The 26,540-nt window shown below is 64.5% G+C and carries 26 protein-coding genes; 12 read left to right on the plus strand and 14 right to left on the minus strand.

Going from position 1 to position 26,540, the window contains the following annotated elements; genetic code table 11:
* Positions 1-120: 120 nt before the first annotated feature.
* Positions 121-900 carry an NAD kinase gene (locus HAP41_RS31495; protein WP_166092312.1) on the plus strand — a complete coding sequence of 260 codons (780 nt, stop codon included), beginning with the start codon at positions 121-123 and terminating at the stop codon, positions 898-900.
* Between the two features lie 13 nt (positions 901-913).
* Here the strand turns inward: HAP41_RS31495 and HAP41_RS31500 are convergent, their stop codons facing one another.
* Genes HAP41_RS31500 through HAP41_RS31510 form a run of 3 tightly spaced genes read right to left on the minus strand, consistent with a single transcriptional unit; the run spans position 914 to position 2,353 of the window.
* On the minus strand, positions 914-1,498 hold the full coding sequence (locus tag HAP41_RS31500; RefSeq protein ID WP_166092305.1) for a hypothetical protein: 585 nt from the start codon (positions 1,496-1,498) through the stop codon (positions 914-916).
* Positions 1,499-1,532: 34 nt separating this feature from the next.
* Positions 1,533-1,787 carry a helix-turn-helix domain-containing protein gene (locus HAP41_RS31505; RefSeq protein ID WP_049807677.1) on the minus strand — a complete coding sequence of 85 codons (255 nt, stop codon included), beginning with the start codon at positions 1,785-1,787 and terminating at the stop codon, positions 1,533-1,535.
* Between the two features lie 2 nt (positions 1,788-1,789).
* The gene (locus HAP41_RS31510) at positions 1,790-2,353 is read right to left on the minus strand and encodes a DUF2975 domain-containing protein (RefSeq protein WP_166092300.1); all 564 of its coding nucleotides are present in this window, start codon (positions 2,351-2,353) and stop codon (positions 1,790-1,792) included.
* 172 nt (positions 2,354-2,525) lie between these two features.
* Here HAP41_RS31510 and HAP41_RS31515 point away from each other — a divergent pair, with 172 nt between their 5' ends.
* Both HAP41_RS31515 and HAP41_RS31520 read left to right on the plus strand, forming a co-directional pair.
* Positions 2,526-3,071, plus strand: coding sequence for a response regulator (locus HAP41_RS31515; protein ID WP_008549760.1), 546 nt, complete (start codon positions 2,526-2,528; stop codon positions 3,069-3,071).
* Positions 3,072-3,098: 27 nt separating this feature from the next.
* A complete protein-coding gene (locus HAP41_RS31520) occupies positions 3,099-3,677 on the plus strand; it encodes an Hpt domain-containing protein (protein WP_166092296.1) in 579 nt (192 codons plus the stop codon).
* 176 nt (positions 3,678-3,853) lie between these two features.
* On the opposite strand, the gene HAP41_RS31525 is transcribed toward HAP41_RS31520, so the two are convergent.
* The 4 genes from HAP41_RS31525 to folE form a co-directional block, all read right to left on the minus strand.
* Positions 3,854-5,029 carry a DUF2336 domain-containing protein gene (locus tag HAP41_RS31525; protein WP_166092284.1) on the minus strand — a complete coding sequence of 392 codons (1,176 nt, stop codon included), beginning with the start codon at positions 5,027-5,029 and terminating at the stop codon, positions 3,854-3,856.
* 180 nt (positions 5,030-5,209) lie between these two features.
* Positions 5,210-6,229: a lytic transglycosylase domain-containing protein gene (locus HAP41_RS31530; protein WP_224580687.1), complete on the minus strand. Its 1,020-nt coding sequence runs from the start codon at positions 6,227-6,229 to the stop codon at positions 5,210-5,212.
* 140 nt (positions 6,230-6,369) lie between these two features.
* Positions 6,370-6,792 carry a phosphoribosyl-AMP cyclohydrolase gene (gene hisI, locus HAP41_RS31535; protein ID WP_166092271.1) on the minus strand — a complete coding sequence of 141 codons (423 nt, stop codon included), beginning with the start codon at positions 6,790-6,792 and terminating at the stop codon, positions 6,370-6,372.
* A gap of 45 nt (positions 6,793-6,837) precedes the next feature.
* Complete coding sequence (folE, locus tag HAP41_RS31540) at positions 6,838-7,530, minus strand: GTP cyclohydrolase I FolE (protein ID WP_063982517.1); 693 nt, start codon at positions 7,528-7,530, stop codon at positions 6,838-6,840.
* Between the two features lie 242 nt (positions 7,531-7,772).
* On the opposite strand from folE, the gene HAP41_RS31545 reads away from it, so the two are divergent.
* A complete protein-coding gene (locus HAP41_RS31545) occupies positions 7,773-8,228 on the plus strand; it encodes an iron-sulfur cluster assembly scaffold protein (protein WP_166092259.1) in 456 nt (151 codons plus the stop codon).
* 51 nt (positions 8,229-8,279) lie between these two features.
* Here the strand turns inward: HAP41_RS31545 and HAP41_RS31550 are convergent, their stop codons facing one another.
* Positions 8,280-9,176: a COG3904 family protein gene (locus HAP41_RS31550; RefSeq protein ID WP_166092243.1), complete on the minus strand. Its 897-nt coding sequence runs from the start codon at positions 9,174-9,176 to the stop codon at positions 8,280-8,282.
* Between the two features lie 248 nt (positions 9,177-9,424).
* On the opposite strand from HAP41_RS31550, the gene yidD reads away from it, so the two are divergent.
* Both yidD and HAP41_RS50415 read left to right on the plus strand, forming a co-directional pair.
* The gene (gene yidD, locus HAP41_RS31555; protein WP_063982515.1) at positions 9,425-9,763 is read left to right on the plus strand and encodes a membrane protein insertion efficiency factor YidD; all 339 of its coding nucleotides are present in this window, start codon (positions 9,425-9,427) and stop codon (positions 9,761-9,763) included.
* 102 nt (positions 9,764-9,865) lie between these two features.
* On the plus strand, positions 9,866-10,075 hold the full coding sequence (locus tag HAP41_RS50415) for a hypothetical protein (protein WP_071912677.1): 210 nt from the start codon (positions 9,866-9,868) through the stop codon (positions 10,073-10,075).
* A 128-nt stretch (positions 10,076-10,203) separates the two neighbouring features.
* On the opposite strand, the gene HAP41_RS31560 is transcribed toward HAP41_RS50415, so the two are convergent.
* Both HAP41_RS31560 and HAP41_RS31565 read right to left on the minus strand, forming a co-directional pair.
* Entirely contained in the window at positions 10,204-11,418 is a 1,215-nt protein-coding gene (locus HAP41_RS31560) for a hypothetical protein (protein WP_155795123.1), read from the minus strand.
* A gap of 2 nt (positions 11,419-11,420) precedes the next feature.
* Positions 11,421-12,785, minus strand: a complete 1,365-nt coding sequence (locus HAP41_RS31565) for an APC family permease (RefSeq protein ID WP_166092232.1) — start codon at positions 12,783-12,785, stop codon at positions 11,421-11,423.
* Between the two features lie 329 nt (positions 12,786-13,114).
* Here HAP41_RS31565 and HAP41_RS31570 point away from each other — a divergent pair, with 329 nt between their 5' ends.
* Positions 13,115-14,440, plus strand: coding sequence for an alpha/beta hydrolase (locus HAP41_RS31570; RefSeq protein WP_166092229.1), 1,326 nt, complete (start codon positions 13,115-13,117; stop codon positions 14,438-14,440).
* A 168-nt stretch (positions 14,441-14,608) separates the two neighbouring features.
* Positions 14,609-14,740 carry a hypothetical protein gene (locus HAP41_RS50130; RefSeq protein ID WP_256478301.1) on the plus strand — a complete coding sequence of 44 codons (132 nt, stop codon included), beginning with the start codon at positions 14,609-14,611 and terminating at the stop codon, positions 14,738-14,740.
* A gap of 235 nt (positions 14,741-14,975) precedes the next feature.
* Here HAP41_RS50130 and HAP41_RS31575 read toward each other — a convergent pair whose 3' ends face one another.
* Positions 14,976-15,365 (minus strand): hypothetical protein, encoded by a 390-nt coding sequence (locus tag HAP41_RS31575; protein WP_166092221.1) that lies wholly within the window; start codon positions 15,363-15,365, stop codon positions 14,976-14,978.
* Between the two features lie 91 nt (positions 15,366-15,456).
* Positions 15,457-16,452, minus strand: a complete 996-nt coding sequence (locus tag HAP41_RS31580) for an MFS transporter (protein ID WP_166092215.1) — start codon at positions 16,450-16,452, stop codon at positions 15,457-15,459.
* 185 nt (positions 16,453-16,637) lie between these two features.
* Here HAP41_RS31580 and thrS point away from each other — a divergent pair, with 185 nt between their 5' ends.
* The 3 genes from thrS to HAP41_RS31595 all read left to right on the plus strand — a co-directional run bounded on the left by thrS (position 16,638) and on the right by HAP41_RS31595 (position 20,660).
* The gene (gene thrS, locus HAP41_RS31585) at positions 16,638-18,680 is read left to right on the plus strand and encodes a threonine--tRNA ligase (protein ID WP_166092207.1); all 2,043 of its coding nucleotides are present in this window, start codon (positions 16,638-16,640) and stop codon (positions 18,678-18,680) included.
* A 93-nt stretch (positions 18,681-18,773) separates the two neighbouring features.
* On the plus strand, positions 18,774-19,337 hold the full coding sequence (locus tag HAP41_RS31590; RefSeq protein WP_166092204.1) for a nitroreductase family protein: 564 nt from the start codon (positions 18,774-18,776) through the stop codon (positions 19,335-19,337).
* A gap of 63 nt (positions 19,338-19,400) precedes the next feature.
* Positions 19,401-20,660, plus strand: coding sequence for a serine hydrolase domain-containing protein (locus HAP41_RS31595; protein ID WP_166092199.1), 1,260 nt, complete (start codon positions 19,401-19,403; stop codon positions 20,658-20,660).
* On the opposite strand, the gene HAP41_RS31600 is transcribed toward HAP41_RS31595, so the two are convergent.
* Both HAP41_RS31600 and HAP41_RS31605 read right to left on the minus strand, forming a co-directional pair.
* Positions 20,646-23,108, minus strand: coding sequence for a putative bifunctional diguanylate cyclase/phosphodiesterase (locus HAP41_RS31600; RefSeq protein WP_166092190.1), 2,463 nt, complete (start codon positions 23,106-23,108; stop codon positions 20,646-20,648). The two genes, HAP41_RS31595 and HAP41_RS31600, sit on opposite strands and share 15 nt — an antisense overlap.
* Before the next feature lie 1,077 nt (positions 23,109-24,185).
* A complete protein-coding gene (locus HAP41_RS31605) occupies positions 24,186-25,241 on the minus strand; it encodes an alpha/beta fold hydrolase (RefSeq protein WP_166092184.1) in 1,056 nt (351 codons plus the stop codon).
* Here HAP41_RS31605 and HAP41_RS31610 point away from each other — a divergent pair.
* Positions 25,240-26,514 (plus strand): IS256 family transposase, encoded by a 1,275-nt coding sequence (locus HAP41_RS31610; RefSeq protein WP_166092180.1) that lies wholly within the window; start codon positions 25,240-25,242, stop codon positions 26,512-26,514. The two genes, HAP41_RS31605 and HAP41_RS31610, sit on opposite strands and share 2 nt — an antisense overlap.
* The last annotated feature ends 26 nt before the right edge of the window (positions 26,515-26,540 follow it).

Raw genomic sequence — 26,540 nt, forward strand, 5'->3', positions numbered from 1 at the left:
GCCCTGAATCGGGATGGACGCTGTTTGCCTTGAACAGCGGTCCTTCTCGACAATGCATGCCCAGGTCGTATAGACGAGCCCGGCGGAACTTTCTCCAGCCAGCGGCCCTGCCCGGAAGCCATGACCAAGCCAGCGCGATACAACCGGATCGCCTTTGTCGCGAGCCCAAGCAGCGAGGCGCAAACCGCCTTCGGCCAGCTCACTCGGGACTATGGCAATTGCGACCCGAACGACGCCGATGTCGTGGTCGCGCTCGGCGGCGACGGACTGATGCTCCAGACGCTGCACCAGAACATGCACTCGGGCAAACCGATCTATGGCATGCACCGCGGCACCGTCGGCTTCCTGATGAACGAGTACTCGACGGTCGACCTTCGCGCCCGTCTCGAGGCAGCGCAGGAATCCGAGATCAACCCGCTCCTGATGCGCGCCACCGACGTCAACGACCGCGTCCACCTGCATCACGCCATCAACGAGGTCGCCCTGTTCCGGCAGACCTACCAGGCCGCGCGCCTGCGGATCCTGATCGACGAGCGCGAGCGCATGGCTGAGCTGATCGCCGACGGCATCATGGTGGCGACGCCCGCCGGCTCCACCGCCTACAATCTGTCCGCGCAGGGACCGATCCTGCCGATCAACGCCGCGCTGCTGGCGCTGACGCCGATCAGCGCCTTCCGCCCGCGCCGCTGGCGCGGCGCGCTCCTGCCCAATACGGCTTACGTCGTGATCGAGGTGCTGGAGGGCGACAAGCGGCCGGTGGCGGCGGTGGCCGACCATGACGAGGTGCGCGACGTCCGCCGCGTCGAGGTGCTGTCCGACAAGACCATCTCGATGCGCATGCTGTTCGATCCCGGCCATAGCCTGGAAGAGCGCATCCTGCGCGAGCAGTTCGGCTATTGAACGCCGGCGCGGATCACTGGCCGCAAGACTGAATCGATTCCAGGCCGCCCGCCATGGCGGGATCACCGAGCAGATCGAAATCCCTGACGACGGGAACGAAGCTCTTCGTCTCCGACGTCATCAGATAGATCGTGACAGGCAGCGATCCCTGCGGCACCGCATTCGCGCGACAGAATTCTCTGGCTGCCACGCCGAGCCCCATCGACCCGCGTTTGCCTTGCTTCCCCTGCTCGACCATCGACGCACGCAGCGCTTCGAAGCGTGCAGCATCGCCTGGCGACAAGCGATAGGCGTAGGTCGAGGAGCCCAGCGGCGGCGCAGGCAGGCCGGCGCGATCTCGCGCGTCGCTCATCTCCATCATGGCGAAGCTCGTCTTGGTCTCGGCCTCGCCGGCCACTTTGGTGACGACGTCGAGCTTGACGCCGCCCGAACGTGGCCGCAGCGCGTCAGGCAACTGCACGGCGACGCGCAGCATCGACAGATCCGTCGTCCTGGCATCGATGCGGGCAAGCGGCGGGATCGATGTCAGCGGCACCGAGCTGCAACCGGCAAGCATGAGCGCAGCCGCGCTCGCAAGAACACGCGCCAGGCGGTTCATCGCAGGCATCTCCAATCTGGACTTGAAGGATTGGCTAGGCCGATTTCCGGCCGGCCCCGCGCGGCTCCAGCGCGTCGTCCGCGCTGTCAGGGACATATTCCAGGATATCACCGGGCTGGCAGTCGAGCACGGCGCAGATCCGCTCGAGCGTGTCGAAGCGGATGCCGCGCACCTTGCCCGACTTCAGCAGGGAGACGTTCGCCTCCGTGAGCTCGATGCGCGCGGCAAGCTCGCGCGACCTGATCTTGCGCCTGGCGAGCATGACATCGAGGTTGACGATGATCGGCATGGTCAGATGATCTCGCTGTTCTCGTGCCACATGCGAACGGCGTCGGCCATCACGGTCGCGAATGCGACGAGCGCGAGGCCGCTCAGCACCGACAGCACATGCGACTGCTCGATGCCGAACATGACCACGAGCTGGCCCGGCTGGTTGGCCCGCGTCAGGTTGAGCGTGGTGAGCATCTGCACCAGCGGCGATATCAGCGCGTTGACGATCAGCGCGAGGCCCATCCGCCGGATGCGCCAGGCGTTGTCGGTCACGAAGACCTCGCCGCGCGCGAAGCGGGAGAACAACATCGAGAGCTGCAACAAGGCGTAGAGAACAGGCGCAAGTCCGATCAGGCCGATCAGGGCGCCGGCGAGGCGCGTACTGAAATTGAGAGTGAAGGGCCGCGCCCCCAGCGGGGACTGGGTCGCGATCCAGTGCCGGAGCATCTCGTCGCTCGACCAGAGCAGCGGTACCGCAAGCACAGCGCCGGCGACGCACAGGAGCGCGCCGACGGCCACGATCCGTCCGATGCGCCGCAACCGCGGCTCGACCGGCGCAGGAAAAGGAAACGCGACGACGCTCATCGGACTAGCTCCCATCCAATTGTATATTTTTATCGTTTTACAATAAAAAATGGCAGAATTACGATATTAACCTCTCCCCTTCTCACGCACGCCGCGAAATGCCGGCAGCAACCCTTCCTTAACCCCCGCCGCGATATGGTTAACGAAAGTTGACCGCTCCGGCCCAGGCGTCATGTTCCGCATCGATTTCAACAAGCTGCGCTTCCTCGTCTGCGACGACAATCCGCACATGCGCCGCATCCTGCGGACGCTGCTGCACTCCTTCGGCGCGCGCGAGGTTTACGAGGCCGAGGACGGCGCCACCGCGCTGGAAATGTACAGCCATTACGTGCCCGACATCGTCATCACCGACTGGGCGATGCCGATCTTCGACGGGCTCGAGCTTGCGCAGATGATCCGGCAGCCGGAATCCAAGGGCAATCCCTACGCGCCGATCATCATGCTGACCGGTCATTCCGAGAAGCGCCGCGTCACGGTCGCGCGCGATGCCGGCGTCACCGAATTCCTGGCCAAGCCGATCTCCGCCAAGGGCCTCTACCAGCGTATCCTCAACGTCGTCGCCAATCCCCGGCCCTTCATCAAGACCAAGACCTATTTCGGTCCGGACCGGCGCCGCAACACCAACTCCGCCTATATGGGCCCCGAGCGCCGCGTCGGCGAAAAGCACGAGGTGCTCCAGCAACCCTCGCTGCTCGACAAGGCTCGTTCCTCCATCTAGCGCAACGTTTCGATCGGGGCAGACATCATGGCGAAGAACGGCGCAAAGGACATCGAGGTCACGGCCTTCGCCACGCACCAAGTGATCACGCAGCCCAATCCGCTGCGCAAGGTTCTGCGCCGTGTCGAAGAAAAGGACCTGGACGATCCGGTCGCCCGCGCCGAGCAGGCGCTCGCGGGCCTCTCCAGTGAGTTCAAGGACTGGATGACGACCGAGGTCAATCGTCTGTCGGCCGCTTACGTCGCTGTTCGCCATGAGGGCTTCACCAAGGAGCGGCGCGACGAGCTGTTCCGCGCCGCGCATGACATCAAGGGCGACGCTGCGACGTTCGGCTATCCGGCGGCGGCGGGAGTTGCGGAGAGCCTGTGCCGCGTCATCGAGCACGCGCCCGATCTCGACAAGGTGCCGGCCGAGCTGTTCACGCACCACATCAACGCCATCCTCGCCATCGTGCATGAAAACACCAAGCTCGACAGCATCAGCGTCTCGGCCGAGCTCAGCCGCCGCCTGCGCAAGGTCGCCGACGACTATCTCGCCCACGCCAACCGCGACCGCCCCGAGCATCTCGAGGTGATTTTGGCACCGAGCATCGTGCCGGCGGAGTAGCGGCTCCCGCTCTCTCCTCTCGTTATTGCGAGCGCAAGTGTCGTAGGTTGGGCAAAGCGACTCGTCCGCCGTAGCTCGAAGAGCGAAGGCGGAAGCGTGCCCACCAACTAATATAAGCTGTGCGGATCAATGGTGGGCACGGCGCTGCGCGCCTTTGGCCACCCTACGGCATCTCGCTACGCCGCGATCAGATCGTCATACACCGGATCGAGCGCATCATCCGCGACGAGCTCGTCGCAGAACAGCCTTGCCTCTTCGCGCGCGGATTCCGTGGCGAAGCGGCGGAGCAGGACCATCAGCGGTTCGGTGGCGCCGCGGTCGGTCTCGCAATGGGTGAGCACGCGCTCGACCATGCGCCGGCGCAGTCGCGCCGCGCCGTCGTCGGTATCGACAAAACCTTGCTCGTGGCAGGCATCGAGCGCGACCTGGAACGCCGCGAAGGTCGCCTCGGGAAGTCCGGCGCGGCGGAGCAGCGCGTGCAGGCTGTTGCCGCCACGGTCGTGCAGCAGCGCGCAGACGCGTGCCAGCGGCAGGTCGGCGAGTTCGGCGAGTGCCGCGTCGAACAGATCGAGATTGCTCGACAGCAGCGCGCGCAGGATGAGGCCGGCGGTGAGCTGGCCCGTGACGCGCAGATGATGCACCAGGCCCTGCATGTCCTCGCCGCGCGACCGCACCGCGATGTTCATGGTGGAGCGATCGCGCGCCTCGACCGTGATGCGCTCGGCACGATCGGCGCTCAGCCAGTTCCGCGCCACGACGAATTGCGCAAGGGTCTCGGAGAGTTTTGCCACCAGCGCGGCGCGCGTCGCGGCCGGCAGATCCTCAAGCACCAGCATCGCCTCGCGGATCGCGGCGAGATGGCCGTGGCGCTCGACGATGCGATTCCAGGAGAACGGCGCAAGCTCGGCGTGGGGATTTTCGATCAGCTCGAGCGCGGCCGCCGCGCAGCCGACTTCGGCGATGGCGGCGCAGACCGACACCGGCAACGCGATGCGGCGGGCGACCGCGCATTGCACCTCGTCATTGCCGGTTGCGACGATGTCGACGAGATCGGCGTCGATCAGCAGCGGCGAATGTTCGAGCACGGGCAGCGCGACGGTCGGCTGGTCCGCCGACAGCGCCCGCACGATCGACGCCGGCGCATCCGTGCTGCGCGCAAAGGCCTCGGCCATCGCCTGCCGCACCAGCGGCGAGGGATCGTCGAGCAGCATCAGGAGCGCGCCTTCGGCCGCGATACGGTCGTCATGGGAAAGGTCTGAGATCAGCCAGGCCCGGGCCAATGCCCGCGTTGCCTCGGCCCGCTCGCCGGCGGGCGCCGTCCTGATCCAATTGATGAACTGCCGAACAATCATGCTGCTTCCGGCTTACACAACAAACGAAAACGGTGACGGCTTGTCACCTGCAACACAAAATAAACCACGACGCTTAACAAAGCGTTCACCATAACTGGCTGGTTTTATTGACGTTTTGTTAAGGGAACAAAGCCGCCTGCCACGCGTCCGGGACACGAGAGCGGGTTATTCGCGCGACGATCAGCTCGAGAACGTACCGCTGCGATCGCTGAATAGATCGAGCGGTTGCGGCGGGCGCACGTCAGGCGTCGCCGATGCGATCGAGGCTAGCGAGGCGTTGCTGCCCCACAATTTCTGCACCGTGGTCGAGACCGGCTGCGTGGCATCGCCGGGCTGATAGATCGAGCGGAATGCGGGTGTGATCGGCGTGTTGTCTGCAACCGTTGATGACGACGTCGCACTCACCGGCGTCACGCCGCGCGCTTCCGGAAAGGTCTGCAGATAAGCGGCGTTGTCGATGACAGGCACGGTGGGCTGCACGCCGTTGGCACTTGCGACCTGCGTCGTGGATGGCGAGTCGCCATACATCGCCATTGCGCTGCGGGTCGTCTTCGAATTCGCCGCGCTGGCGTAGCGCGCGTCGAGCACCGAATAGACCTCGGAGACGCTGCGCGCGCGGCCGTCCCTGGCGTAGAAGATCGATCGGTTGGCGGAGGCCGCGTTGGGAAACAGCCGCGCGCCGACCGCTTGCGGATTGTCCTCGGCATTGGCAATCAGCTTTGCGGCGCCGCCGACACCCATGAAATGCGCCATGTAGAGTTCGCTGTCAGACGGCCTGCGGCCGAGCAGTCCGGTGAGCTTGAAACTGTTCGACTGCGTCAGCGCTGCGGCCATGGTGGAGGCGGCTTCCGGATCGTCGCGCAGCTTCATGATCGACCGCTTCATGGCGGGATCATCGACAGCGTAGCTGCCCGACGACGTCCTTGTGATGGCGTCGGAATAGTTGCCATAGCCGAGCTGGGTGCCCGCCTCCTTAACCGTACCCAGCCAGGTCTGGTCGATGAACTGGTAGAGCCCGTGGGCGGATGACGTGGTGGCTTCCGCCGTCGGATCGAAATCCGATTCCATCTTGGCGGTCGTCAGCATGTACTGGAAGCTGACGCCCGTCCGGTTGGAGACCTGCTTGATCGCGCCGGCGACGCGTGCCCGCGACGGATCGAGACCCGTCGTCTGAGAGGCACTGGAATTGTCGACCGACATGATGGAGTGCTCGCCCCGTGCGGCGTTGAGCGACGCCGGCAATTCGGCGCCTGTCGTATCACCGTGGGACAGGTATGGTTAATGCGGGGTTAATCTGGCCCCTCGCCGTCATTCCGGCCCGCCCCGCGTATAACGACGGGCTATTTCTTGTAGACGGCGTCCGGATCGAACAACCTGTCCGCATCGACGAAGACCAGCTTCGTTCCGCCGCCCTCGGCCTCGACCTTGCGGTAAAAGCAGGACCGGCGGCCGGTGTGGCAGGCCGCGCCGATCTGCTCGACACGGATCCAGACCGCGTCCTGGTCGCAATCGGTGCGGATCTCGACCACGCGCTGGGTCTGACCCGACGTCTCACCTTTTCGCCACAAGGCATTGCGCGATCGGCTGAAGTACCAGGCCTCGCCGGTCGCAATCGTCTTGCGCAGCGCCTCGTCGTTCATGTGCGCGACCATGAGCACGTCACCGGTGGCGACGTCGGTCGCCACGCAGGTCACGAGGCCGGCGGCGTCGAACTTCGGCAGGAAAGCGAGGCCTTCCTCGATCTCATGGGAGTGAGCGGACACGGGCGTCCTCGCTAGAGCATGACGCGGACATAGACCTTCGCGAGGTCAGCGCGTCGTGCCTCGCACCAGGGACAGGAAACGAGCTTGCTCCGCGGGATTGTCGCGGAACATGCCGGTGAAGCGGCTGGTGAAGGTAGAGGCACCATGCTTGGCAACGCCGCGCACCGACATGCAGGTATGCTCGGCCTCGATCAGCACGGCAACGCCGCGGGGCTTGAGGATCTCGTCGATGGCCGCCGCGATCTGCGCCGTCATGTGCTCCTGGGTCTGGAGCCTGCGGGCGAAGATGTCGGTCAGGCGCGCAAGCTTCGACAGGCCGACGACGCGTTCCACCGGCGTATAGGCGATGTGCGCCTTGCCGTAGAACGGCATCATGTGATGCTCGCACTGCGAGGTGAACTCGATGTCGCGCACCAGCACGAAGTCGTCATAGCCGGCCGTCTCGCCGAAGGTGCGATCGAGCACCTCGGCCGGGCACTGGTGGTAGCCCTGATAGAGCTCGTCGAAGGCCTCGACCACACGGCGCGGCGTGTCGAGCAAGCCTTCGCGCGCGGTGTTCTCGCCGATATAGGCGAGCAGCGTCTTCACCGCCGCTTCCGCCTCTGCGCGCGCGGGGCGCGGCTGGTCGGCGCGGACGGCGGCCGCGAGGAATTCGGCAGGGTCAAGCTCAGCCGGGCGGCTCTCGGGCTGGCGGTCGGAGGGCTTGCCCGGGCGGATGGATTTGATCGTAGCGTCCATGTCTACTCCGTTCGACGGCCTCGCGGCCGGAGTGTCACCGGCAGACGGGGCGGCAAGCCGCCGGACGCCTGAAGAGAACAGTTTTGACGAAAAAGGCCCTTTGGGTCATCACGCTGGCAGCGCAGATCTGGACCGCTGCCGCCGCACCGCTGGACTGTTTTTTCGCCAGTTCCGCCCCTATATAGGACCGTGGGCGGCGCCCGCCAAGGCCGATCCGGTGCGGAAGTGTTGGACTCCATCACATGCTGAACGACATCTATAACAAGCGGATCATCGAACTGGCCGGGAATATTCCACGCCTCGGACGGCTGTCGGACCCCGACGCCACCGCCACCGCCCACTCCAAATTGTGCGGCTCGACCGTGAAGATCGACCTCAAGATGGAGGGCAACAAGGTCACCGACTTCGCCCACGACGTGAAGGCCTGCGCCCTTGGACAAGCCTCTTCATCCATCATGGCAAGTCGCGTCGTCGGCTCGACCGCGAGCGAACTCCGCGAGTTACGCGAAACCGTTCGCAGGATGCTCAAGGAGAATGGCGCGCCTCCTGAAGGCAAATGGGAAGAGATCAAGTTCCTCGAGCCGGTCCGCGACTACAAGGCGCGACACGCCTCGACCCTCCTGACCTTCGATGCCGTGGTCGATGCCATCGGCCAGATCGAGGCGAAAGCCAAGCAGCCGGCCGCGGCGCAGGGCTGATTTGGTCGAGGTCATTCCGGCGCGCGCCCCGGCATGACGATTAGGGAAATCCTACTTCTGCGAGCCTGCGCTTTGCGCCGCACCGGTCGGCACCACGGCTTCCGCCGTCTTGGTCGACTTGACGGGCTGCGGCTCCGCTTCCGCGCCGAACCTCGCCTGGGTCTTCGGTGCAAGTTCCGCCACCGCGGGCGCCGCGACGTCCACATGCGGCAGCACGTCGGCCACCAGGTTGGTGGTCACGAGATTGGTGAGCTTCAGCTCGCCAGCATCCAGCTCGTGCAGATCTTCCCACGGCGGCACGCTGAGCGCGAGCGAGAGTAGGTCGCCGGCGCCGCCCATATCGAACGTGTATTTGGCGAGCCGGCCGATGTCGCGCTCCACGATCATCAGGTCCTGCGCGCTGTAGCTCGCCGCCCTGGCATCGTCGGCACGATCGCCCATCCAGATCTGGTGGACCCGGACATGAGCGGCTTCCGGCACATAGCGCTTCTTGCCGGCCAGCAGTAGGAACACGCACATGGATTCGCAATAGGCTTCGGGCGCAACCGCCGGACGGGCCGACTGCCCGCCGCGGTTCTGAACGCTGATACCGACGGTGGTCGAAAGTCCAAGATTGCGGAAGCGCCGGCCGAGCGTGATCGCGTCGTTGACGGAACCGCCGCTGGAGTCGAGCACCACGGTCGCGCCGCCAAGCTGGCGTCCGCGCGAAAACTCCTCGAAATCCCTCGGCGTATCGGCGGTGATGATGCCGACCGCGCTGACCCAGCCGCGGCAGTTCGGGTCGCAGGCGACCCAGTTGAACTTCATCGGCAGCTTGCGCTCTTCGAGGGCGGCACCGGCACGAGCCGTTGTGCCGGTCGTGGCGACAGCTCCAAAGAGCGCGGCGCCAAGCGCGGCTGCCCCAAGCAACAACCAGCCGCGACGGTCGAGGGAGTTCAGAAGTCTCAATCTGGTTCCTTCCCCAAGCCCCAAAGGTTCCCCAACAGTCCTCGGTAGCGCCCTCTGAGTCCATCATACGGGCGTATGTTTCTACACACGGTCGTCATAAAAATGGTATCCGGGGGAATACAGATCGTCCACAGGTACTTGCTGCACTGCTCCCAAAAAGCACGGGAAATATGGCGCAGAAACAACAACTTGCGGTTCCCTGCGCCGGAACCGCGCAATACCTCGCTCACGATCGCAGCACAGCGCCCATGAAGCATTCAACCTGCGAGCACTGTTCCACTCCCATCGAGGGCGCGCTCCGGCTCCCGCGCCGATTCGGCCGCGCACTGATCTGGCTCTACCGCCACACGCTCTCGCCGCTGGTCGGCTACAATTGCCGGCACCTGCCGACGTGCTCGGTCTATGGCGACGAGGCGATCGAACGGTTCGGGCTGTGGGCCGGCGGCTGGATGACGCTCGCGCGATTGCTTCGCTGCAATCCTTTCGGCACATCGGGAATCGACAACGTGCCCCTCAGCGCACCGCAAGGCGCGCGCTGGTATCTGCCTTGGCGCTATGGCAGGTGGCGCGGCGTCAACGCATCCTGAATATCACCAGGAAACGCCGCGGCGCTTCGCGCATCGCTGCCTTGAATGGAACCGGAACTTCCCCCTCGCGTTGTTGTGATGCTCCCACGGGAGGAAACAAGAATGCGCTGGAAAATCAGCCCACATTTTCACTTCAGGCTTGGTCCACATCCTGGTTCCAGAGGGCATCACGACCCAAGAACCCTCGACATGATTGCCATCATTGCGCTGCTGACGCTCGTGGTCGGCTCCGGCTGGTATCTGGCGACGAGCCTTGCCACGGCGCCGAGCACCACGGCCTTCATCGTGCCGAGCCAGAGCGTGCACTGGTAGGTTCGACGTTAGAGACCGAGCACCAGCCGATCTGCACCGGGTTTGGCGACATATCATCAGATGGCGTTCGCGTTCGTACGGCTGGTTGTCATCGCCCGGAGCGCGTGACACCCGCCACAACAGGCAACCTAACGAAACCAGAAAAAGCGCCCGGGCGGTGGCGGGATCGACTCGGGCGGACGCAGCCGCTTCGGACGCGGCGGCTTTGGCGACGGCTCGGCGGACGAGGTGTTCTCCGCAGCCGGCGCGGTCTCGCTTCCCGGCACCCTCACCGACAGCAGCAAGTTCGATTCATGCGTCCGCCAGCGATAGCCGACGCCGAAATCGATCGGCTGGGCGCGCGTGAACAGTTCGGCGTAGCGCTCCTGGTAGCGGCCGGGGAATTCGTCGATCGGTCCGAGATAGCGGCCGAACGGGAAGAACCGCCACTGTTGCGCATTGTAGTTCGCAAGCGGAATGCCGGAATCGTCCTGGATGATGGTCGCGCTGTTGGCCAGCAGCCAGTTGCGAGCGACGGAGAAGTCGCCCTTGTGCAGGAGATAGGACGCGCTCTTGAGCAGGCTGTTGCCGGGCCCGAGCGTCTCGCAGAATTTCAGAAATCCCGTGTTGCGCGCGCTGGCATTGGAGAGATCGGTCGAGAAATAGTACAGCGTGCGCGCCTCGCCGTCGCTTCCGGCAAAGGTGATGCGGACACCGCGCGTCGCGTTCCGTCCCGGATTGTCGCCTCCCGTATGCACCCCGCCCTTGTCGTCGAGCGCGATCATCTCGACATTGCGGATGGTCTTGCCGGAGCGCGCGAGGAAGACATAGAGGATCGGCAACGTGCCGTTGACCTGGTTGGCGTGCAGGTCGACCTTCATGTGCTTGGTGATGAAGAAGGAGAAGCTCAGGATCGAGCCGAGCGAACGCTCGACATTGTAGAGCGCGGCACCGACCGAGCCGCGCGGCAGCCGCGTCAGGTCAGGCACCGCGCCGACCGGCTCCAGCGCGCCGAGCACGTAGGTGCTGGCCTTGGAGTAGAACGCATCGGCGTAGAGGAAGTCGGGGCCGCTGAACAAGTAGAACATGGTCGGCCGGGGCGCGGCCAGATTGACGTCGGCCCAATTGCGGATCTTCGAGAGCTGCCGCTGCTCGAGCTGGGCGAAGGCGCCGTCGAAGAATTTTGCGTGGCGCTGCCAGCCCGGATCTTTGGTGAGCGGCACTAGCGGCGAGTCCGGCGAAGGCTGCATGCCCGCGAGAAAGCGCGCGGTATCATCGAAGGTGACGTCGGCGGCACGTGCAGACGAGACGGCCGCGGCCAGCAGGGCAAGAGCGACGGCCGCAATTCTCATGGGTCGAAACATGTCTATTCGCGGTGTGATGACGTACCAGCGGCGACCGGCCGCCTGCGGAAAACAGCATAGATCAACAGGCCCGAGAGCATGAGCAGCATCCCCGCCAGCGACTGCACCGGCCGCTCGGTCAACAGGTAGTACATCATGAACGCGGTCACGAGCAGGAAAACGAGCGGCGTGAACGGGTATCCCCAGGCGCGATAGGGCCGCGGCAGGTCGGGATCGGTGATGCGCAGCTTGACGACGCCGGCGACCGTGAAGAACGAACAGAACAACAGCGCGAACTGGATGAAGTCGAGCACCGCCTCGAAGCTGCGCGTGAACAACAGCAGATTGGCGACGGCAAGCTGAAACAGGATGGCATAGGCCGGCGCGCCGCTCACCGATCGCTTCGAGAACACGCGCAGGGCCGGAATGTCCTCGCCCATCGTCATCATCACGCGCGGGCCGATCCACATCATCGCGCTGATCGAGGAGATCAGGCCGACGCAGATCATCGCACCGACGATCCGGCCGCCGAGGCTGCCGAAGATCGCGCTGCCCGCGACGCTGGCAACGTCGAGCTGGCCGGCCAGCGCACTGACCGGCGTCGAGTAGAGAAACACCGCATTCAGCGCGACGTACAGGACGAGCACGATCAGCGTGCCCGCGAGCAGCGCGCGCGGCAGATCGCGTTGCGGCATGTTCATCTCGCCGATGATGTAGGTCGCGGCATTCCACCCGGAGAACGAGTACATCACGAAGACGAGCCCGATCGCGAAGGGCGCGCTGACGATATGCGCGAGATCACCCGGCTGCGGCGTGAAGACAATCGGCTGCGGCGTGCCGATGACGAAGCCGGCGAGCAGGAAGGCGACGATCAGCACGACCTTGAGGATGGTCGAGATCAGCTGGAAGGTCGAGGAGTGCCTGACGCCGGTCAATTGCACGATCGAGACCAGCCACACCACGCCGATGGCAAGCGGGATCGGCGGCAGATCGGGGACGACCGATTTCGCGTATTCGCCGAACGCCATCGCCGCAAGCGCGACAGGCGCTGCGAAGCCAACCGTCGCCGAGACCCAGCCGGCGAGAAAGCCGAAGGCGGGATGATAGGCGCGGCCGAGGAAATTGTACTCACCGCTCGAGCGCGGAAACATGGCGCCGAGCTCGCTGTAGGAGAACACCCCGCACAGCGCGACGATGCCGCCGATGGTCCATAGCAACAGGATCGAGAAGCCGGACGGGATGTCCTTGACCTGGAAGCCGAGGCTGGTGAAGACGCCGACCCCGATCATGTCGGCAACGACGATGGCGGTTGCGACCAGAACGGAGACCCCCGGCCCGCCCGTCAGCCGGCCGGTCCAAGGTGCGGGTCCCGCATCTGATGCCGTCATCGGGGTCCTCAACCTCAGGCGTCACGTGTCGTTGGGAGCATCGTGCAGTCTGGTCCAGTCAATTCAAGCAGGGTTAACAAGGGTTAAATGTGGCGCATGGAATCGGTAGTGCGGCACCTTTTGTGCGCGATCCTGGGCAATAAAGCCCCGCAAACACCGGAGAATCCCGTTTCGCACCCCCACAATCAGGACACGATTGCATGGTCCCTTTGAGCATTCCGGATTTGGGGAAGTTTATCCGGACACTTAACGTCGCCTAAACGCCAGTCGGCTCAATTAGCTTGAATATTGCCGCTGGGCTTGTGGACATGACTTGGGGTCATGGGTGGATGGTCGGGGCCGCTCCGAAACTGAGAGCTGACATTCGTGCTGATCGGACGCTGTCCGGCGCGCGCAGTGGTGCGCGCCGGATCGCGCTGGTCTCAGCCTTGGTGCCGCTGTCGCTCACGCTGGTTCAATGCGGCAGGGCTCCCAACCCGGCGGCGCTCGCGGCGAACTCGCAGGCTAACGTCCAAATCGTCGCGAAGACCAATCCTCAGGTCGCAAGCAGCGACACGTTCGAGGATCGCTTCCCCGCCCCGCAATTCAAGGAGCGCTTCCCGTCGGCGAGCGAGAGTCTTCTGCAACGGCAGATGTCGGACTTCTCGCCCAAACGCGCCGTCCAGCAGCAGCCTCAGCCGGAGCAGGCGCCGTACAAGGTCGCCTCGCTCGCACCGCAAATCCCCTACCAGCGTCCGGCACGTGAAGACCTGACGACACTCGTCAGCATGAGATCGTCGGCCTTCCCCTATTTCGGCAACAACCCCGCCTCCGACGCGCCGTTCCTCAACATCTCCAAGGGCGATCGCCGCGGCCACCGCAGCTATTCCGGGCGCGTCTACTGGCAGGACGAGACTTACAGCGATAGCCGCGTGCTGATGCACGTGCCCGAGCATTTCGACGTGCGCAAGCCGGGCGTGATCGTGGTGTTCTTCCACGGCAACGGCGCAACGCTGGAGCGCGACGTGCGCGACCGCCAACTCGTACCGCAGCAGGTCACCGATTCCGGCGCCAACGCCATCCTGCTGGCGCCGCAGATGGCGGTCGATGCCGCCGATTCCAGCGCCGGCAAGTTCTGGCAGGCGGGCGGCCTCAAGCGCTTCATGGAAGAGTCGGCGGCCCATCTGGCCCGGCTCACCGGCGATCCCAACAACGCCCGCGCCTTCGCCAACATGCCGATCGTGATCGTCGGCTATAGCGGCGGCTTCCTGCCGACGGCCTGGAGCCTCGAGGTCGGCGGCATCAGCGACCGCGTCCGCGGCGTCGTCCTGCTCGATGCCGTCTACGGCGAAATGGACAAGTTCGCCTCCTGGATCGAGAGCCACCGCTCCGGCTTCTTCGTCAGCTCCTACACCCGCTACACCGCGCGGCGCGACCGCGAGCTGATGAGCATGTTGCGGCAAAAGGGCATCAGCGTCTCCGAGGACATGGACGGGCCACTCCGTCCCGGCAGCGTGGTGTTCGTCGAAACCGGCGACGGGATCACGCATCGTGATTATGTGACGCGCGCCTGGACCCGGGACCCGCTCAAGGACGTGCTGGTGAAGATGTCGGCGACGCCGTCATTGGCGCTGACGCGCGTTGCGTCCACCAATCCGGCCGCATCGAGCCGCTAGCCGATATTGCGCGCGCCGGCATTTGGCCGCGCTGCCCGCAATTGCCGCAGGCTTTGATCAAAATGTGATGTTGATGGCCGACATCCCCGGGAGCGACCGGATTGCTTCCGCTGGCAACGATCATAATTTGCCGGCCAAGTTTTAGCTTGAATTCTGCGGGGACAGACGGTGCGTCAGGGACTGTACAAGGTCGACTTCCACACGGTTCATGGAACCGGCTGCGGCGTCGTCTATGTGACGGATGGCAAGATGCGCGGCGGCAATTCCGCCTTCGCTTTCATCGGGACCTACGTCGGGTAAGGCGACAGCATCAAGGTCAAGATTTCGACCCAGCGCTACAACGACGATCCGTCCTTCAAGCCGCTGTTCGGGCACGACAGGATCACCCTGACGCTGGCCGGCCGTGAGGACGGCGACACGGCGGAATTCGAAGGCACCGCGCTGCAAGTGCCGGGCGTTGCCTTCAGAGCCGTGCTGAGCCGGATCAGCGACTAGCCGTCCGGCTTCCAGGCTCTCGATCTTCAGGTCTTGATCTTCAGGTCTTGGGCAGCTTCGGAATGCTCTCGGCAAAGCCGTTGAAGCAGGCCAGTCGCTCGTCCTCTTCCTTGAAGAAGCGGCAATCGGCGTAACCCTTGGCCTTCGCCGGTTTCGGCTTCGGCTGCGGCGCGATCACGGCGTCGTAGCAGTTGAGGCGGTCCTTGGTGCCGTCATCGAGGTCGAGGCAGGCCTGGAGCCGTGCCGCGATCGACTGCGGCTTGCCCTTCGGCGCTGCGGCCGGCTTGGCCGCGGCCTCTTTGGTCCCGCCTTTAGTCCCGTTGGGCGTGACCTGCACCAGCGGCTTGTCCCCCACCATGGGTGGCTTGTCGGTTTGTGCAAACGCGGAGGCTGAATAGAGCACCGCGGCAACCGCCAGAATCATCCTCATGTCAGTCAACTCTCTTTGGTCCCCATGCCTCGCCTTCTAGCGCTCCCGCGCGTGGTTTGCCAAGCACCTTGCGCATACGAAAACGCACCCTTCAGGCCGTGGTGGCAGCCGGCCGGGGTCGGGTCAGAACCACGAGGATCAGCGCCAGGACGACGAAGCCGACCGCGACGAAACCAAGCGGATGCAGCAGTTCGCGGGCGAACAGCAGCCCGCCGATGGCGGAGCCGACAGCCTGGCCGACATAGAGGACGGAGGTGTTGAGCGCGACGGTCGCCGATGCGAGCGGCGGCGCAGCCGCGACCAGCCGCACTTGCTGCATCGAATTGGTCGAGGCAAAGCCGAGGCCCCAGATCGCGACCGCGAGCGCCATGAACACCAGGCTCCCCGCGCCGAGCGCCCAGCCGGTGATGCCTGCAAGCAGCAGGCAGGTGAACAGCAACGACGTCCGATAGGGCCCCCAGGTGTCGACGATGCGGGTCGCGATGACGACGCCGAGGAAGCCGCAAACACCGTAGATGCCGAACACCATGCCGATTGCATCCGGGCTCGCCTCGGTCAGCTTCTTGAGCAGCGGACCCATGAAGGTGAACACCACAAACTGACCGGACATTTGCAGCATCGTGATCGCAAGCAGCAGCAGGATCGTCCTGCTGCGGCCGACCGCGCTCCAGGTCTTCAGGTCAACAGGCGTGCCCTTCAGGCCCGCCGGCAGGCGCAGCAGCAACAACAGGAAGCTGATGCAACCGAGCGCGCCGACCGCCAGCATCAGCAGGCGAATGATGAGGAGACTTGTGTAGTCAGGGGCAAATGCCGAGCCGAGATTGCCGAGGGCCAGCACCGCAAGCGTGGTCGCAAGCAGCGTCCGGCGCTCGATGCGGCTCGTGAGCCAGGCCGTCAGCGGCGAGCCGATGCACAGCGTGATCGCGCCGAAGGTAATCAGGAGCCCGGCCGCATGGATGCTGACGTCGAGCCCCGTTGCCAATTCCGGCAGCATGCCCGCCGGCGCCAGCACCGAGCAGCCGGTGACGAGATTGCCGAGCATCAGGGCGGTTGGCGTGAAACGGGCAGCGGCAGGCGAATTTTCCATGCAAATGCATGTAGAACGGGCCTGCGACCAGTTAAAGGGCGCGTTGCGAAATAGTTGGAGCATCGCCCAAGCTTTTGCGCGCGACTTTCTTGGAAATGCCGGATTGCACAGGCCGAATCGCCTGATATATCGCTCGTTCCCGCTTACCTGCGCTCGTTCGCAGGAGTGAGCCTCAGGAGAAAAGCATGACCGACCAGCCCAAATCCGAATCCGGCTTTCAATACAGCCTCAGCAATCTGAGACCCGTGACCCCGCCCGAAAAGATCACCCTCACCTTCCCCGACGGCGCCCGGCGCGAATACGCCAAGAGCATCACCGGCCTCGAGATCGCCAAGGGCATTTCGCCGTCGCTGGCCAAGCGCACGGTCGCGATGGCGCTCGACGGCGTGGTCGCCGATCTCGACGATCCCATCGAAGCCGATGCCAAGATCGAGCTGATCAACCGCGACGATCCGCGCGCGCTCGAGCTGATCCGCCACGACTGCGCCCACGTGCTCGCCGAAGCCGTGCAGACGCTGTGGCCGGGCACGCAGGTCACCATCGGCCCCGTGATCGAGAACGGCTTCTACTACGACTTCTTCCGCAACGAGCCGTTCACGCCGGAAGACTTTGCCGCGATCGAGAAGAAGATGCGCGAGATCATCGCGCGCGACAAACCCTTCACCAGGGAAGTCTGGGACCGCGAGAAGACCAAGCAGGTGTTCCGCGACAAGGGCGAGGCGTTCAAGGTCGAGCTGGTCGACGCCATTCCCGGCAACGAGCCGATCAAGATCTACTACCAGGGCGACTGGTTCGATCTCTGCCGCGGCCCGCACATGACCTCGACCGGCAAGGTCGGCAACGCCTTCAAGCTGATGAAGGTGGCCGGCGCCTATTGGCGCGGCGACAGCAACAACCCGATGCTGACGCGCATCTACGGCACGGCGTTCGCAAAGCAGGAGGACCTCGACGCTTATCTGAAGCAGATCGAGGAAGCCGAAAAGCGCGACCATCGCAAGCTCGGGCGCGAGCTCGACCTCTTCCACTTCCAGGAGGAAGGTCCGGGCGTCGTGTTCTGGCACGCCAAGGGCTGGACCATCTTCCAGCAGCTGATCGCCTATATGCGCCGGCGCCTCGCCGGCGACTACAGCGAGGTCAATGCGCCGCAGATCCTCGACAAGTCCTTGTGGGAGACCTCGGGCCATTGGGGCTGGTATCGCGAGAACATGTTCGCAGCGCAGTCAGCCGGCGACGAGGCCGAGGACAAGCGCTGGTTTGCGCTGAAGCCGATGAACTGCCCCGGCCACGTGCAGATCTTCAAGCACGGCCTGAAGAGCTACCGCGACCTGCCGCTGCGCCTCGCCGAGTTCGGCGTGGTGCATCGCTATGAGCCCTCCGGCGCCATGCATGGCCTGATGCGCGTGCGCGGCTTCACCCAGGACGACGCGCACGTCTTCTGCATGGAAGACCAGCTCGCCGACGAGTGCCTCAAGATCAACGATCTCATTCTGTCGACCTACGCCGATTTCGGCTTCACCGGCGACCTCACTGTGAAGCTCTCGACCCGGCCCGAGAAGCGCGTCGGCACCGATGCGATGTGGGATCACGCCGAGCGCGTGATGGCGACGGTGCTGCGCGAGATCCAGTCGCAGAACAATCACATCAAGACCGAGATCAATCCGGGCGAAGGCGCCTTCTACGGGCCGAAGTTCGAATATGTGCTGCGCGACGCCATCGGCCGCGACTGGCAGTGCGGCACCACGCAAGTCGACTTCAACCTGCCGGAGCGGTTCGGTGCGTTCTACATCGACCATGACAGCGGCAAGAAGGCGCCGGTGATGGTGCACCGCGCGATCTGCGGCTCGATGGAGCGCTTCATCGGCATCCTGATCGAGCACTATGCCGGCAATTTCCCGCTCTGGCTGTCCCCGGTGCAGGTGGTGGTCACCACCATCACCTCGGAGGCCGACGAGTATGCCAAGCAGGTGCTGGAACAGGTCCGGCGCGCGGGGCTTCGGGCCGAGATCGACCTGCGCAACGAGAAGATCAACTACAAGGTCCGCGAGCACTCGCTGGCCAAGATTCCGGCGCTGCTCGTGTGCGGGAAGAAGGAGGCCGAGACGCAGTCGGTCTCCGTCCGCCGGCTCGGCAGCGACGGCCAGAAGGTGATGACGACGGTGGAGGCGCTCGCCGCCCTCGTCGACGAGGCCACCCCACCGGACGTCCGGCGGGCGCGCGACGCGGCCTGAGTCCTGAAATCGATCTAAACTCGCTTCCGGTTGCGGGCGTGCATGCTTATCTCGGCATGGCACGCCCGACGACCAGCCGAAGAGGACACCGCAGTGCCCGACGCCATCGAACTCCTGAAGACCCGTCGCTCGGTCAAGCCGCGCGAGATAACCGGGCCCGGCCCCTCCCCCGCCGAGCTCGAAACCATCCTCACCATCGGCGCGCGCGTGCCCGACCACGGCAAGCTCGCGCCCTGGCGCTTCATCATTTTCGAGGGTGACGCCCGCGAGCGGGCCGGCGAGGTCATCGCGACGGTCTTTGCCCGCAAGAATCCGGACGCACCGGCGGCGAACATCGAGACCGAGCGCAAACGCCTCACCGACGCGCCGCTGGTGATCGGTATCGTCAGCTTCACCAAGCCGCATCCGAAGGTGCCGGCGTTCGAGCAGGAATTGTCGGCCGGCGCCAGCGTCATGAACATTGTCACGGCCGCGACCGCGCTCGGCTACGGCGCCTGCTGGCTGACCGGCTGGTTCGCCTTCGACCGCGACGTGCTGGACGGCCTCGGCCTCAAGCCGGACGAAAAGCTCGCCGGCCTCGTCCATATCGGCACGCCGACCAAGCCCAGCGAAGACCGTCCGCGACCGTTCCTTTCGGAAATCGTGACGCGTTTTTAATCGATGTCTTGTTGACGCCTCCGACGTCTTGCGGCTTTGATCCCGGCGAGGGAGGAAGCCCGGATGAAGCGTCGTGAATTTCTGGTCGGGGCCGCGCTGCTGGCCGGCACGATGGGGCGCAGCCGCGCCGCCGACATCCCTGCCCCGTCGACCGACGGACTTGAGCGCATCACCGCGTATTTTGACAACGAGGTGGGAAGCGGCCGGCTGCCGGGCGCCGTGATCCTGGTGCAGCAGCACGGCAAGCCGGTCTACCTCAAGAATTTCGGCGTGCGCGACACCAGGACGGGCCTCGCCATGACGCCCGACACGATCTTCGCCATCCACTCGATGACCAAGCCGATCACGTGTCTCGGCGCGATGATGCTGATCGACGAGGGCAAGCTCGCGCTCACCGACCCCCTGTCGAAATACGTCCCGCTCTTCGCCGACACCAAGGTGGGCCTGGAGCCGGAGGGCACCTCGAAGGTCGAACTCGAGCCGCCGATCCGCCCTGTCAACATCGAGGATCTGCTGCGGCAGACCTCGGGCATCAGCTACGACTATATCGGCGCTCCATGGGTGATGCAGGTTTACCAGGCCGCAAATATTTTCGAGGGGCCCTTCAACAACAGGCAATTCGCCGACCGCATCGCCAAGCTGCCGCTCACGCGCCAGCCCGGAACGCTGTGGCGCTACGGCCATTCCACCGACGTGCTCGGCGCCGTCATCGAGATCATCTCGGGCCAAACGCTATATGAATTCCTCAAGCAGCGCATTCTCGATCCGCTCGGAATGAACAGCACCAAATTTGTGCTGAAAACGCCGGAGGAGCGCGCCCGGATGGCGCGGCCGCTGCCGAGCGACCCGGTCCTGCTCGCCGGCGAGCGCGACCGCCTCGACCATCCCGAATGGGAATCCGGCGGCGGCGGGCTGCTCTCGACCATCACCGACTATCAGCGCTTCTCGCAGATGCTGCTCAATGGCGGCGAGTTCGAGGGCAAGCGTTACCTCAGCCCCGCCGTGTTCAAGGCGATGACCACCGATCACGTCGGGCCCGGCTCCGGTGTGGGGCGCGACTATTTCTATTTCCCGGGCGACGGTTTTGGCTATGGCTACGGCATCGGTGTGCGCACCGATCCCGGCAATGCGAAGCCGCCGCCGGCCGGATCGATCGGCGAATTGAAATGGGACTCAGGCAGCGGCACCTATTTCGGCGTCGATCCCAAGCTCGACATGGTCTACCTCTTGATGCAGCAGACCCAGAACGAGCGCAGTCGCATCACGCCCGCCTTCAAGGAACTGGTCTACGGCTGCTATCCCGAAGGGCTACGCCGCCCGTGAGGCGCGCTGGCCGAAATCGGCGAGCAGCTTTGCGATCTCGGCGGCGGGCCGCGCCGCGCTGAACAGAAACCCCTGCACCTCGTTGCAGCCTTCGGCGCGCAGCCAGTCGAGCTGATCCTCGGTCTCGACGCCTTCAGCCGTCGTGGTGATGTTGAGGCTGCGGCCGAGGCCGGAGATCGCGCGCACGATCGCGACGCAATCGGGCCGCTGCGCCAGATCCTTCACAAACGAACGGTCGATCTTGATCTTGTCGAACGGGAAGCTACGGAGATAGCTGAGGCTCGAATAGCCGGTGCCGAAATCATCCATGGAGATGCTGACGCCGAGCTCGCGCAATTGATGCAGGATCGCGAGATTGGCATCGGTCTCCGCCAGGAAGATCGACTCGGTGATCTCAAGCTCGAGCCGCTTCGGCGACAGGCCGGACTGCGCAAGCGCGGAAATCACGACCTGGACGAGGTTGCGGCTGCGGAATTGCGCCGGCGACAGATTAACCGCGACCTTGACGTCGACAGGCCATTTCACCGCCTCCGCGCAGGCCTCGCGCAGCACCCACTCGCCGAGCTGGGTGATGAGGCCGATGTCCTCGGCGACCGGAATGAATTCCGCCGGCGAGATCATGCCCTTGTCGGGATGACGCCAGCGCAACAGCGATTCGAAGCCGGAGATGCGGTCGGACGCGATCGACACCAGCGGCTGGTAGTGCAGCTCGAACTCGCCATTGGCGAAGGCGCGGCGCAGATCGAGCTCCATGTCGCGGCGCTTCTGCGCCTGGAGGTCCATCTCGCGCTCGAAGAAATGGTGCACGCCGCCACCGTCGGACTTCGCCCGGTACAGCGCCATGTCGGCATTGCGCATCAACTCCTCCGACGTCGTGCCGTCGCCGGGCGACAGCGCGATGCCGATGCTGGCGCCGATCACCATCTCCTGGCCGTCGAGGTCGTAGGGCGCCTTCAGCATGTCGATCAGCAAGGTCGCGCAGGCGCTGGCTTCGTTGGACGAGACGTCGGCTGCCAGGATCACGGCGAACTCGTCGCCGCCAAGCCGGGCCGCGAGATTGCCGCCGCGGACCGCGGTGGTGAGGCGTTCGGCAACTTGCTTCAGCAGGCGATCCCCCACCGGATGCCCGAAGGAATCATTGATGTTCTTGAACAGGTCGAGATCGATATAGAGCACGCCGACCCGTTTTCCGCCGGCCTGGTCGAGCGCCTGCTTCAAGCACTGCTGGAAATGTTCGCGGTTCGGCAGATCGGTGAGCCCGTCATGGTGCGCCATGTGGGCGATCCGCGCCTCGGCCTTGCGCCGCTCCGTGATGTCGACCACCGCGACCAGATAGCCGTCGCGATCGTCGAAGGCGACGCGGCGACCGAAAGTGAGCACCTCGATCTCGCTGCCGTCGGCACACAAATGGCGCCAGTTGCGCGAGGAGTGATAGGTGTCGCCGATGCGTTCGAGCGCCTCGGCGTGGCTGTCCCACTCGTCCTCGGGCCAGATCTCGTGCAGCTTCATCCGCAGGAAGGTGGCGCGGCTGTAGCCGTAGTGCTGGACCGCGGCATCGTTGACGCTGAGGAATTCCTTGGTCTGTGCCTCGAACACCCACATCGGCATCGGGTTGTTGTCGAACAGCAGGCGAAACGAGGCGTCGCGCCGCTTCAACGCGGTGACGTCGGAGATCGTCAACGAGACCAGATCGGCGAAGGCGGTGTCACTGAGCCGAAGGTAACGTCCGTCGTCCTCGATCTCGAGCTGCTCGCTGCGGCCGCCGGAGACGACCTTGAGCAGGAAGTCCATGATTTCGGGCGCGGCCAATAGCGTATTCCCCTCGCCGATCCGCCGCCACAACAGGCTCGCGCTCGCAACCTTCAGCAGCACACCGGCGCTCTTGTTGTGATGCACGATCTGGAGATCGAACGGCTTGCCTGCGGCATCGCGCAGCGTCGCCAGCGAAACCACGGCGTCATCGGTCGACGAGAAGATCGCGTCCAAGAGATTGTATTGCGCGCCGCGCTCGTTGATGTAGGCGCCAACCAGCGTGGCGCCCCAGCGCGAGGCGGTCGGCAGCGCCAGCACATCGTAGGTCCGGACCATGCCGTCGCGCACGCAATGCGCGCTGCCCTGATGCGGACGTCCGTTCTCGAGCGCGCTCGTCACAGCTTCCGACAGCGCCGTTGCGCAATCGGGCGAGAGCTCGGCGACCGGGATATCCCAGCGCTCCTCGCCGAGCCATTTCTGCACGTAACGCCCGCTGCGCGACAATTCGAGCGCGCCATCGTTCTTCAGCAGCGCGATGTGGTCGGCGAGCCGTCCGAGGCTCCCAAGCATCACGTCCTCATAGCGCGGCAGCCGTTCGCCCGGCTTCAACGCGGCACGCCATTTGCGTTGAAGCACCGGGATGTCGTCAAACATTTCGGCGGCCGGTTTTCCCGGCATCTTCTTCGCGGCAGTCATTGCAGTCCCCAACGCACTTTCCCAGGGCATCCAATGCAGCCGCGCTTAATGCCGTGTAAAAAGGACGCAGCCGCGGGTTCCATTTGGCGATTATGACAGTTTTAAGTCAGGTGTTGGTTAGTGCGCGTTAGACACTATGACGGTTGCCTAAAATGCGATGCGTGCGCGTGAGAGTGAGTATGGCGCACAGCTGCTTCATCCTCGTCATTGCGAGCGCAGCGAAGCAGTCCGAACTGCCGCCGCGGAAAGATTCCGGATTGCTTCGCTGCGCTCGCAATGACGAAGTGTGCAGGAGCCGCGCCGGCCTCTCTCGTGTCCCGGACGCGACGCAGCGCGTAGCGGTGCGGCGCAGAGCCGGGACCCAGCAGGTGACACAACACACTGACGCATGGGCCCCGGCTCTGCAGCGCATCACTTCGTGCTGCGCTGCGTCCGGGGCACGAGAGCGTCGTTGAGTGACTGACATGGGCTCGCATCCTCGCGGCGCATTTCGCCCGAGCTTTGCCTGATCGCCTCACCCTCGAATGAAAGAGGGCGCAGGGAAGACCGGGAGCCCGCTGGCACCCGAGGTCCACTGTGCGGAGTTGTAGTGAGAAGTCTGCACAGCGGCATACAGGTGTAGCCAGGACATCCCGGCCTTCCCTGCGCAGTGGTTGGAACGGCGTATGTCGTGCTCTCCCCGGGGAGCGATGCACTATTGCCCCCGTCGCCTTGCGGATGGCTGATGCGCGTGTCCGGTTGGGCAACACGCACCACCACAAGACTTGGCGCACAGACCCCGGGCGCCAGGACGACACGATTTGGCCGTACGTGGATCACACCGGTCGTGCGTGCGACGTGCTTCGCTCACGGCTGCCCGCCCTGCGATCACCTTCGCACCAGTGTGGCCCACGTCCACCGCCGCCCGGCCCGCGTTCGTGACGATCGCGATACGCCCCTCTTCCTTGGGCCGAAGTGAGGCAACACATACGCCGTTTCCGATTTCTTATAAAGCGAATTCTTTTCGTTGAAGGCGATTGACAGCGTTCTACCCTGAGTTCGGTGTTTTGCCCGTCGGGCAAAACTCGGCAAGCACGATCACCGACAGCGATCGGGCGCGAGAAACCTTCTTACACTGTCCAGAAATACCGACCAGGCCGGCTCGGTCCCCAGCAAGATATGATTGGGACTCTCGAGCGGAACGAATGTTGCGCCTTTAATCCGAGCAGCGAGTTCCTGCCCCTCCGTGAACTTTACGCTCGCGTCGGCACGAGCGTGCAACACCAGGGTCGGCGTTCGTACATCCTGCAGCAGATGCCGCACATCGATTTCGCCGAAGATATTCGTAAGCTTGAAGGCGTTCTGCGGCGACGTCGTAATCCGCTGCAGATCGTTGAACCACTGCGCCTGCTCGGCATTTGCTTCAGGAATGAAGAGGGACGTGAATATCTGGCGAAACACCGGACTTTCTTGCCCCCACCCCTCGAGGACCAGAGTTGTCAATGCCTCCCGGCGGGCCACGTTTGACGGGTCCTGATGGCGCCAACCCTTTGCGTATCCGCCATAAAGAACGAGATGACTGACACGCTCCGGGTGCTTCACGGCGTAGGCTATCGAGATCGCGCAGCCCTGAGAAATGCCAAGCAGGGGAAAACGTTCGAGCCCCGCCGCATCGACGACCGTCTCGAGATCACGCACGAAAGCGTCGAAGGAGATGTCGAAGACATCCCAGTCCGACAAGCCCGTACCGCGTTCGTCGTAGCGCAGGAACGTGTTGTCGCGGCTCAACGCCTCGATCCAGTGCTGCCAGACCGGGCTCGCAAAGTCGAATTCTAGATGATTGAGCCAATTGGCGGCTTTCACCAGCGGCGGCCCGGCGCCGACCGACGCATAGGCGATGCGCACCCCGTCGCGCGCGGTGCAGGTTCGAACGTTCTGCTTGAGCTGCCTCGGCGAAGCCGCCGGCTCAGCGGCGGCCACATCCCCGGGCGGCCCCCGATGCTGCGACCGATGTCGCAGGAGTTGCTGGTAAAGCGCCCTCGTCTCCTGATCCGGGGATGTCCCGGGTTCTGTTGAATTTCTGAAGAGGTCGGCGTTGCCCACCTTGAGCCGGTAGGCTCGGGGTGCTGATTCCACAAAGGAGAGCAACGCCATGACGAGAGATATCACACCGGCTGGTTGGCCGGCGACCGGGGCTGTGGAGAAATCATTTGCGGAAGTGCGAGCGAGCTTCGATCGGTTCTGCCTTGCGGCAGGAATCGAGGCGCTCGGCACGATGATGGAGGCGGATGTGACAGCGGCCTGCGGGCCGCGCCACGGTCGTGATGCGGCGCGGCGGGCGCACCGTTGGGGCCGAACGCGGGGGCGGATCGGTTTCCACGGCGGCAAGATCGAGGTCGATCGCCCGCGGGTCCGGGGCATGGACGGCCGCGAGGTCACGATCCCGAGCTGGGAAACGGCGGCGCAGGAGGACTGGCTCGGTCGCTGGGCGATGAACCTGATGCTGATCAATGTGTCGACGCGCCGGTTCGGCCGCGCCGTCCGGCTGCCCGAGGGTGACGTGCCGGCACCGCCCGGATCGGGGATTTCGAAGTCGGCGGCCTCGCGGAGGTTCGTGGCTCTGTCGGCGGCGCGGCTGGCCGACTTCATGGCTGCCGATCTGTCCGCGCTCGACCTTCTGGTGGTCCAAATCGACGGGCTGCATCTCGACGACGATCTCGTGCTGGTGGCCGCGATCGGGGTTGACGGCGAAGGCAACAAGCATCCGCTGGCGCTGGTGGAAGGGGCGACCGAGAATGCAGCAACGGTTCAGGCCCTGCTGGACAACCTGGTCTCGCGCGGGCTCGACCCGACGGTGCTAAGACTGTTCATCGCCGACGGCGCGAAGGCGTTGTCGAAGGCGATCCGCCGCACCTTCGGTTCGGCCGCTGCGATCCAGCGCTGCCAGATCCACAAGGCGCGCAACATCATGGAACGCCTGCCGAAAGAGCATCATGCGGCCACCCGCCGGGTGCTGCGCCAGGCCTGGGAGCTCGATGACGCCGACAAGGCTGAAAAATTGATCCGCAATCTCGCGCGTCGACTCGACCAGCAATGGCCCGGCGTTGCGGCCAGTATCCTCGAAGGCCTCGACGAAATCCTGACTGTCGTCCGGTTGAAGTTGCCGAAGGAGCTTCGCCGATCGCTCGCCTGTACCAATATCGCCGAGAACATGATGGGCACCATTCGCCGCGTCACGCGCAACGTTAAACGCTGGCGGGATGCCGGTATGGCCTTGCGATGGGTCGCGGCCGGTATGATCGAGGCCAACAAGGGCTTCCGACGATTGAAGGCGCATAAGCAATTGTCGGTTCTGCGTGCGGCCCTTCAAGCTCACCACGATCGCATGACAATCAAGTCCGTTGCCCACGTCACGAGGGCTGCGTAATATTCATTCCGGCAACGTCGACCCGA

The sequence above is a fragment of the Bradyrhizobium barranii subsp. apii genome (genome assembly GCF_011516635.5).
GTDB classification, from domain to species: domain Bacteria; phylum Pseudomonadota; class Alphaproteobacteria; order Rhizobiales; family Xanthobacteraceae; genus Bradyrhizobium; species Bradyrhizobium barranii.

Bases quoted from the DNA above. Each gene is read 5' to 3' on its own strand.
- HAP41_RS31495 (WP_166092312.1), top strand. From the start codon at position 121: ATGACCAAGCCAGCGCGATACAACCGGATCGCCTTTGTCGCGAGCCCA.
- HAP41_RS31500 (WP_166092305.1), bottom strand. From the start codon at position 1,498: ATGAACCGCCTGGCGCGTGTTCTTGCGAGCGCGGCTGCGCTCATGCTT.
- HAP41_RS31505 (WP_049807677.1), bottom strand. From the start codon at position 1,787: ATGCCGATCATCGTCAACCTCGATGTCATGCTCGCCAGGCGCAAGATC.
- HAP41_RS31510 (WP_166092300.1), bottom strand. From the start codon at position 2,353: ATGAGCGTCGTCGCGTTTCCTTTTCCTGCGCCGGTCGAGCCGCGGTTG.
- HAP41_RS31515 (WP_008549760.1), top strand. From the start codon at position 2,526: ATGTTCCGCATCGATTTCAACAAGCTGCGCTTCCTCGTCTGCGACGAC.
- HAP41_RS31520 (WP_166092296.1), top strand. From the start codon at position 3,099: ATGGCGAAGAACGGCGCAAAGGACATCGAGGTCACGGCCTTCGCCACG.
- HAP41_RS31525 (WP_166092284.1), bottom strand. From the start codon at position 5,029: ATGATTGTTCGGCAGTTCATCAATTGGATCAGGACGGCGCCCGCCGGC.
- HAP41_RS31530 (WP_224580687.1), bottom strand. From the start codon at position 6,229: ATGTCGGTCGACAATTCCAGTGCCTCTCAGACGACGGGTCTCGATCCG.
- folE (WP_063982517.1), bottom strand. From the start codon at position 7,530: ATGGACGCTACGATCAAATCCATCCGCCCGGGCAAGCCCTCCGACCGC.
- HAP41_RS31545 (WP_166092259.1), top strand. From the start codon at position 7,773: ATGCTGAACGACATCTATAACAAGCGGATCATCGAACTGGCCGGGAAT.
- yidD (WP_063982515.1), top strand. From the start codon at position 9,425: ATGAAGCATTCAACCTGCGAGCACTGTTCCACTCCCATCGAGGGCGCG.
- HAP41_RS50415 (WP_071912677.1), top strand. From the start codon at position 9,866: ATGCGCTGGAAAATCAGCCCACATTTTCACTTCAGGCTTGGTCCACAT.
- HAP41_RS31560 (WP_155795123.1), bottom strand. From the start codon at position 11,418: ATGTTTCGACCCATGAGAATTGCGGCCGTCGCTCTTGCCCTGCTGGCC.
- HAP41_RS31565 (WP_166092232.1), bottom strand. From the start codon at position 12,785: ATGACGGCATCAGATGCGGGACCCGCACCTTGGACCGGCCGGCTGACG.
- HAP41_RS31570 (WP_166092229.1), top strand. From the start codon at position 13,115: ATGGTCGGGGCCGCTCCGAAACTGAGAGCTGACATTCGTGCTGATCGG.
- HAP41_RS31575 (WP_166092221.1), bottom strand. From the start codon at position 15,365: ATGAGGATGATTCTGGCGGTTGCCGCGGTGCTCTATTCAGCCTCCGCG.
- HAP41_RS31580 (WP_166092215.1), bottom strand. From the start codon at position 16,452: ATGGAAAATTCGCCTGCCGCTGCCCGTTTCACGCCAACCGCCCTGATG.
- thrS (WP_166092207.1), top strand. From the start codon at position 16,638: ATGACCGACCAGCCCAAATCCGAATCCGGCTTTCAATACAGCCTCAGC.
- HAP41_RS31595 (WP_166092199.1), top strand. From the start codon at position 19,401: ATGAAGCGTCGTGAATTTCTGGTCGGGGCCGCGCTGCTGGCCGGCACG.
- HAP41_RS31600 (WP_166092190.1), bottom strand. From the start codon at position 23,108: ATGACTGCCGCGAAGAAGATGCCGGGAAAACCGGCCGCCGAAATGTTT.
- HAP41_RS31610 (WP_166092180.1), top strand. From the start codon at position 25,240: ATGACGAGAGATATCACACCGGCTGGTTGGCCGGCGACCGGGGCTGTG.
- HAP41_RS31605 (WP_166092184.1), bottom strand. From the start codon at position 25,241: ATGGCGTTGCTCTCCTTTGTGGAATCAGCACCCCGAGCCTACCGGCTC.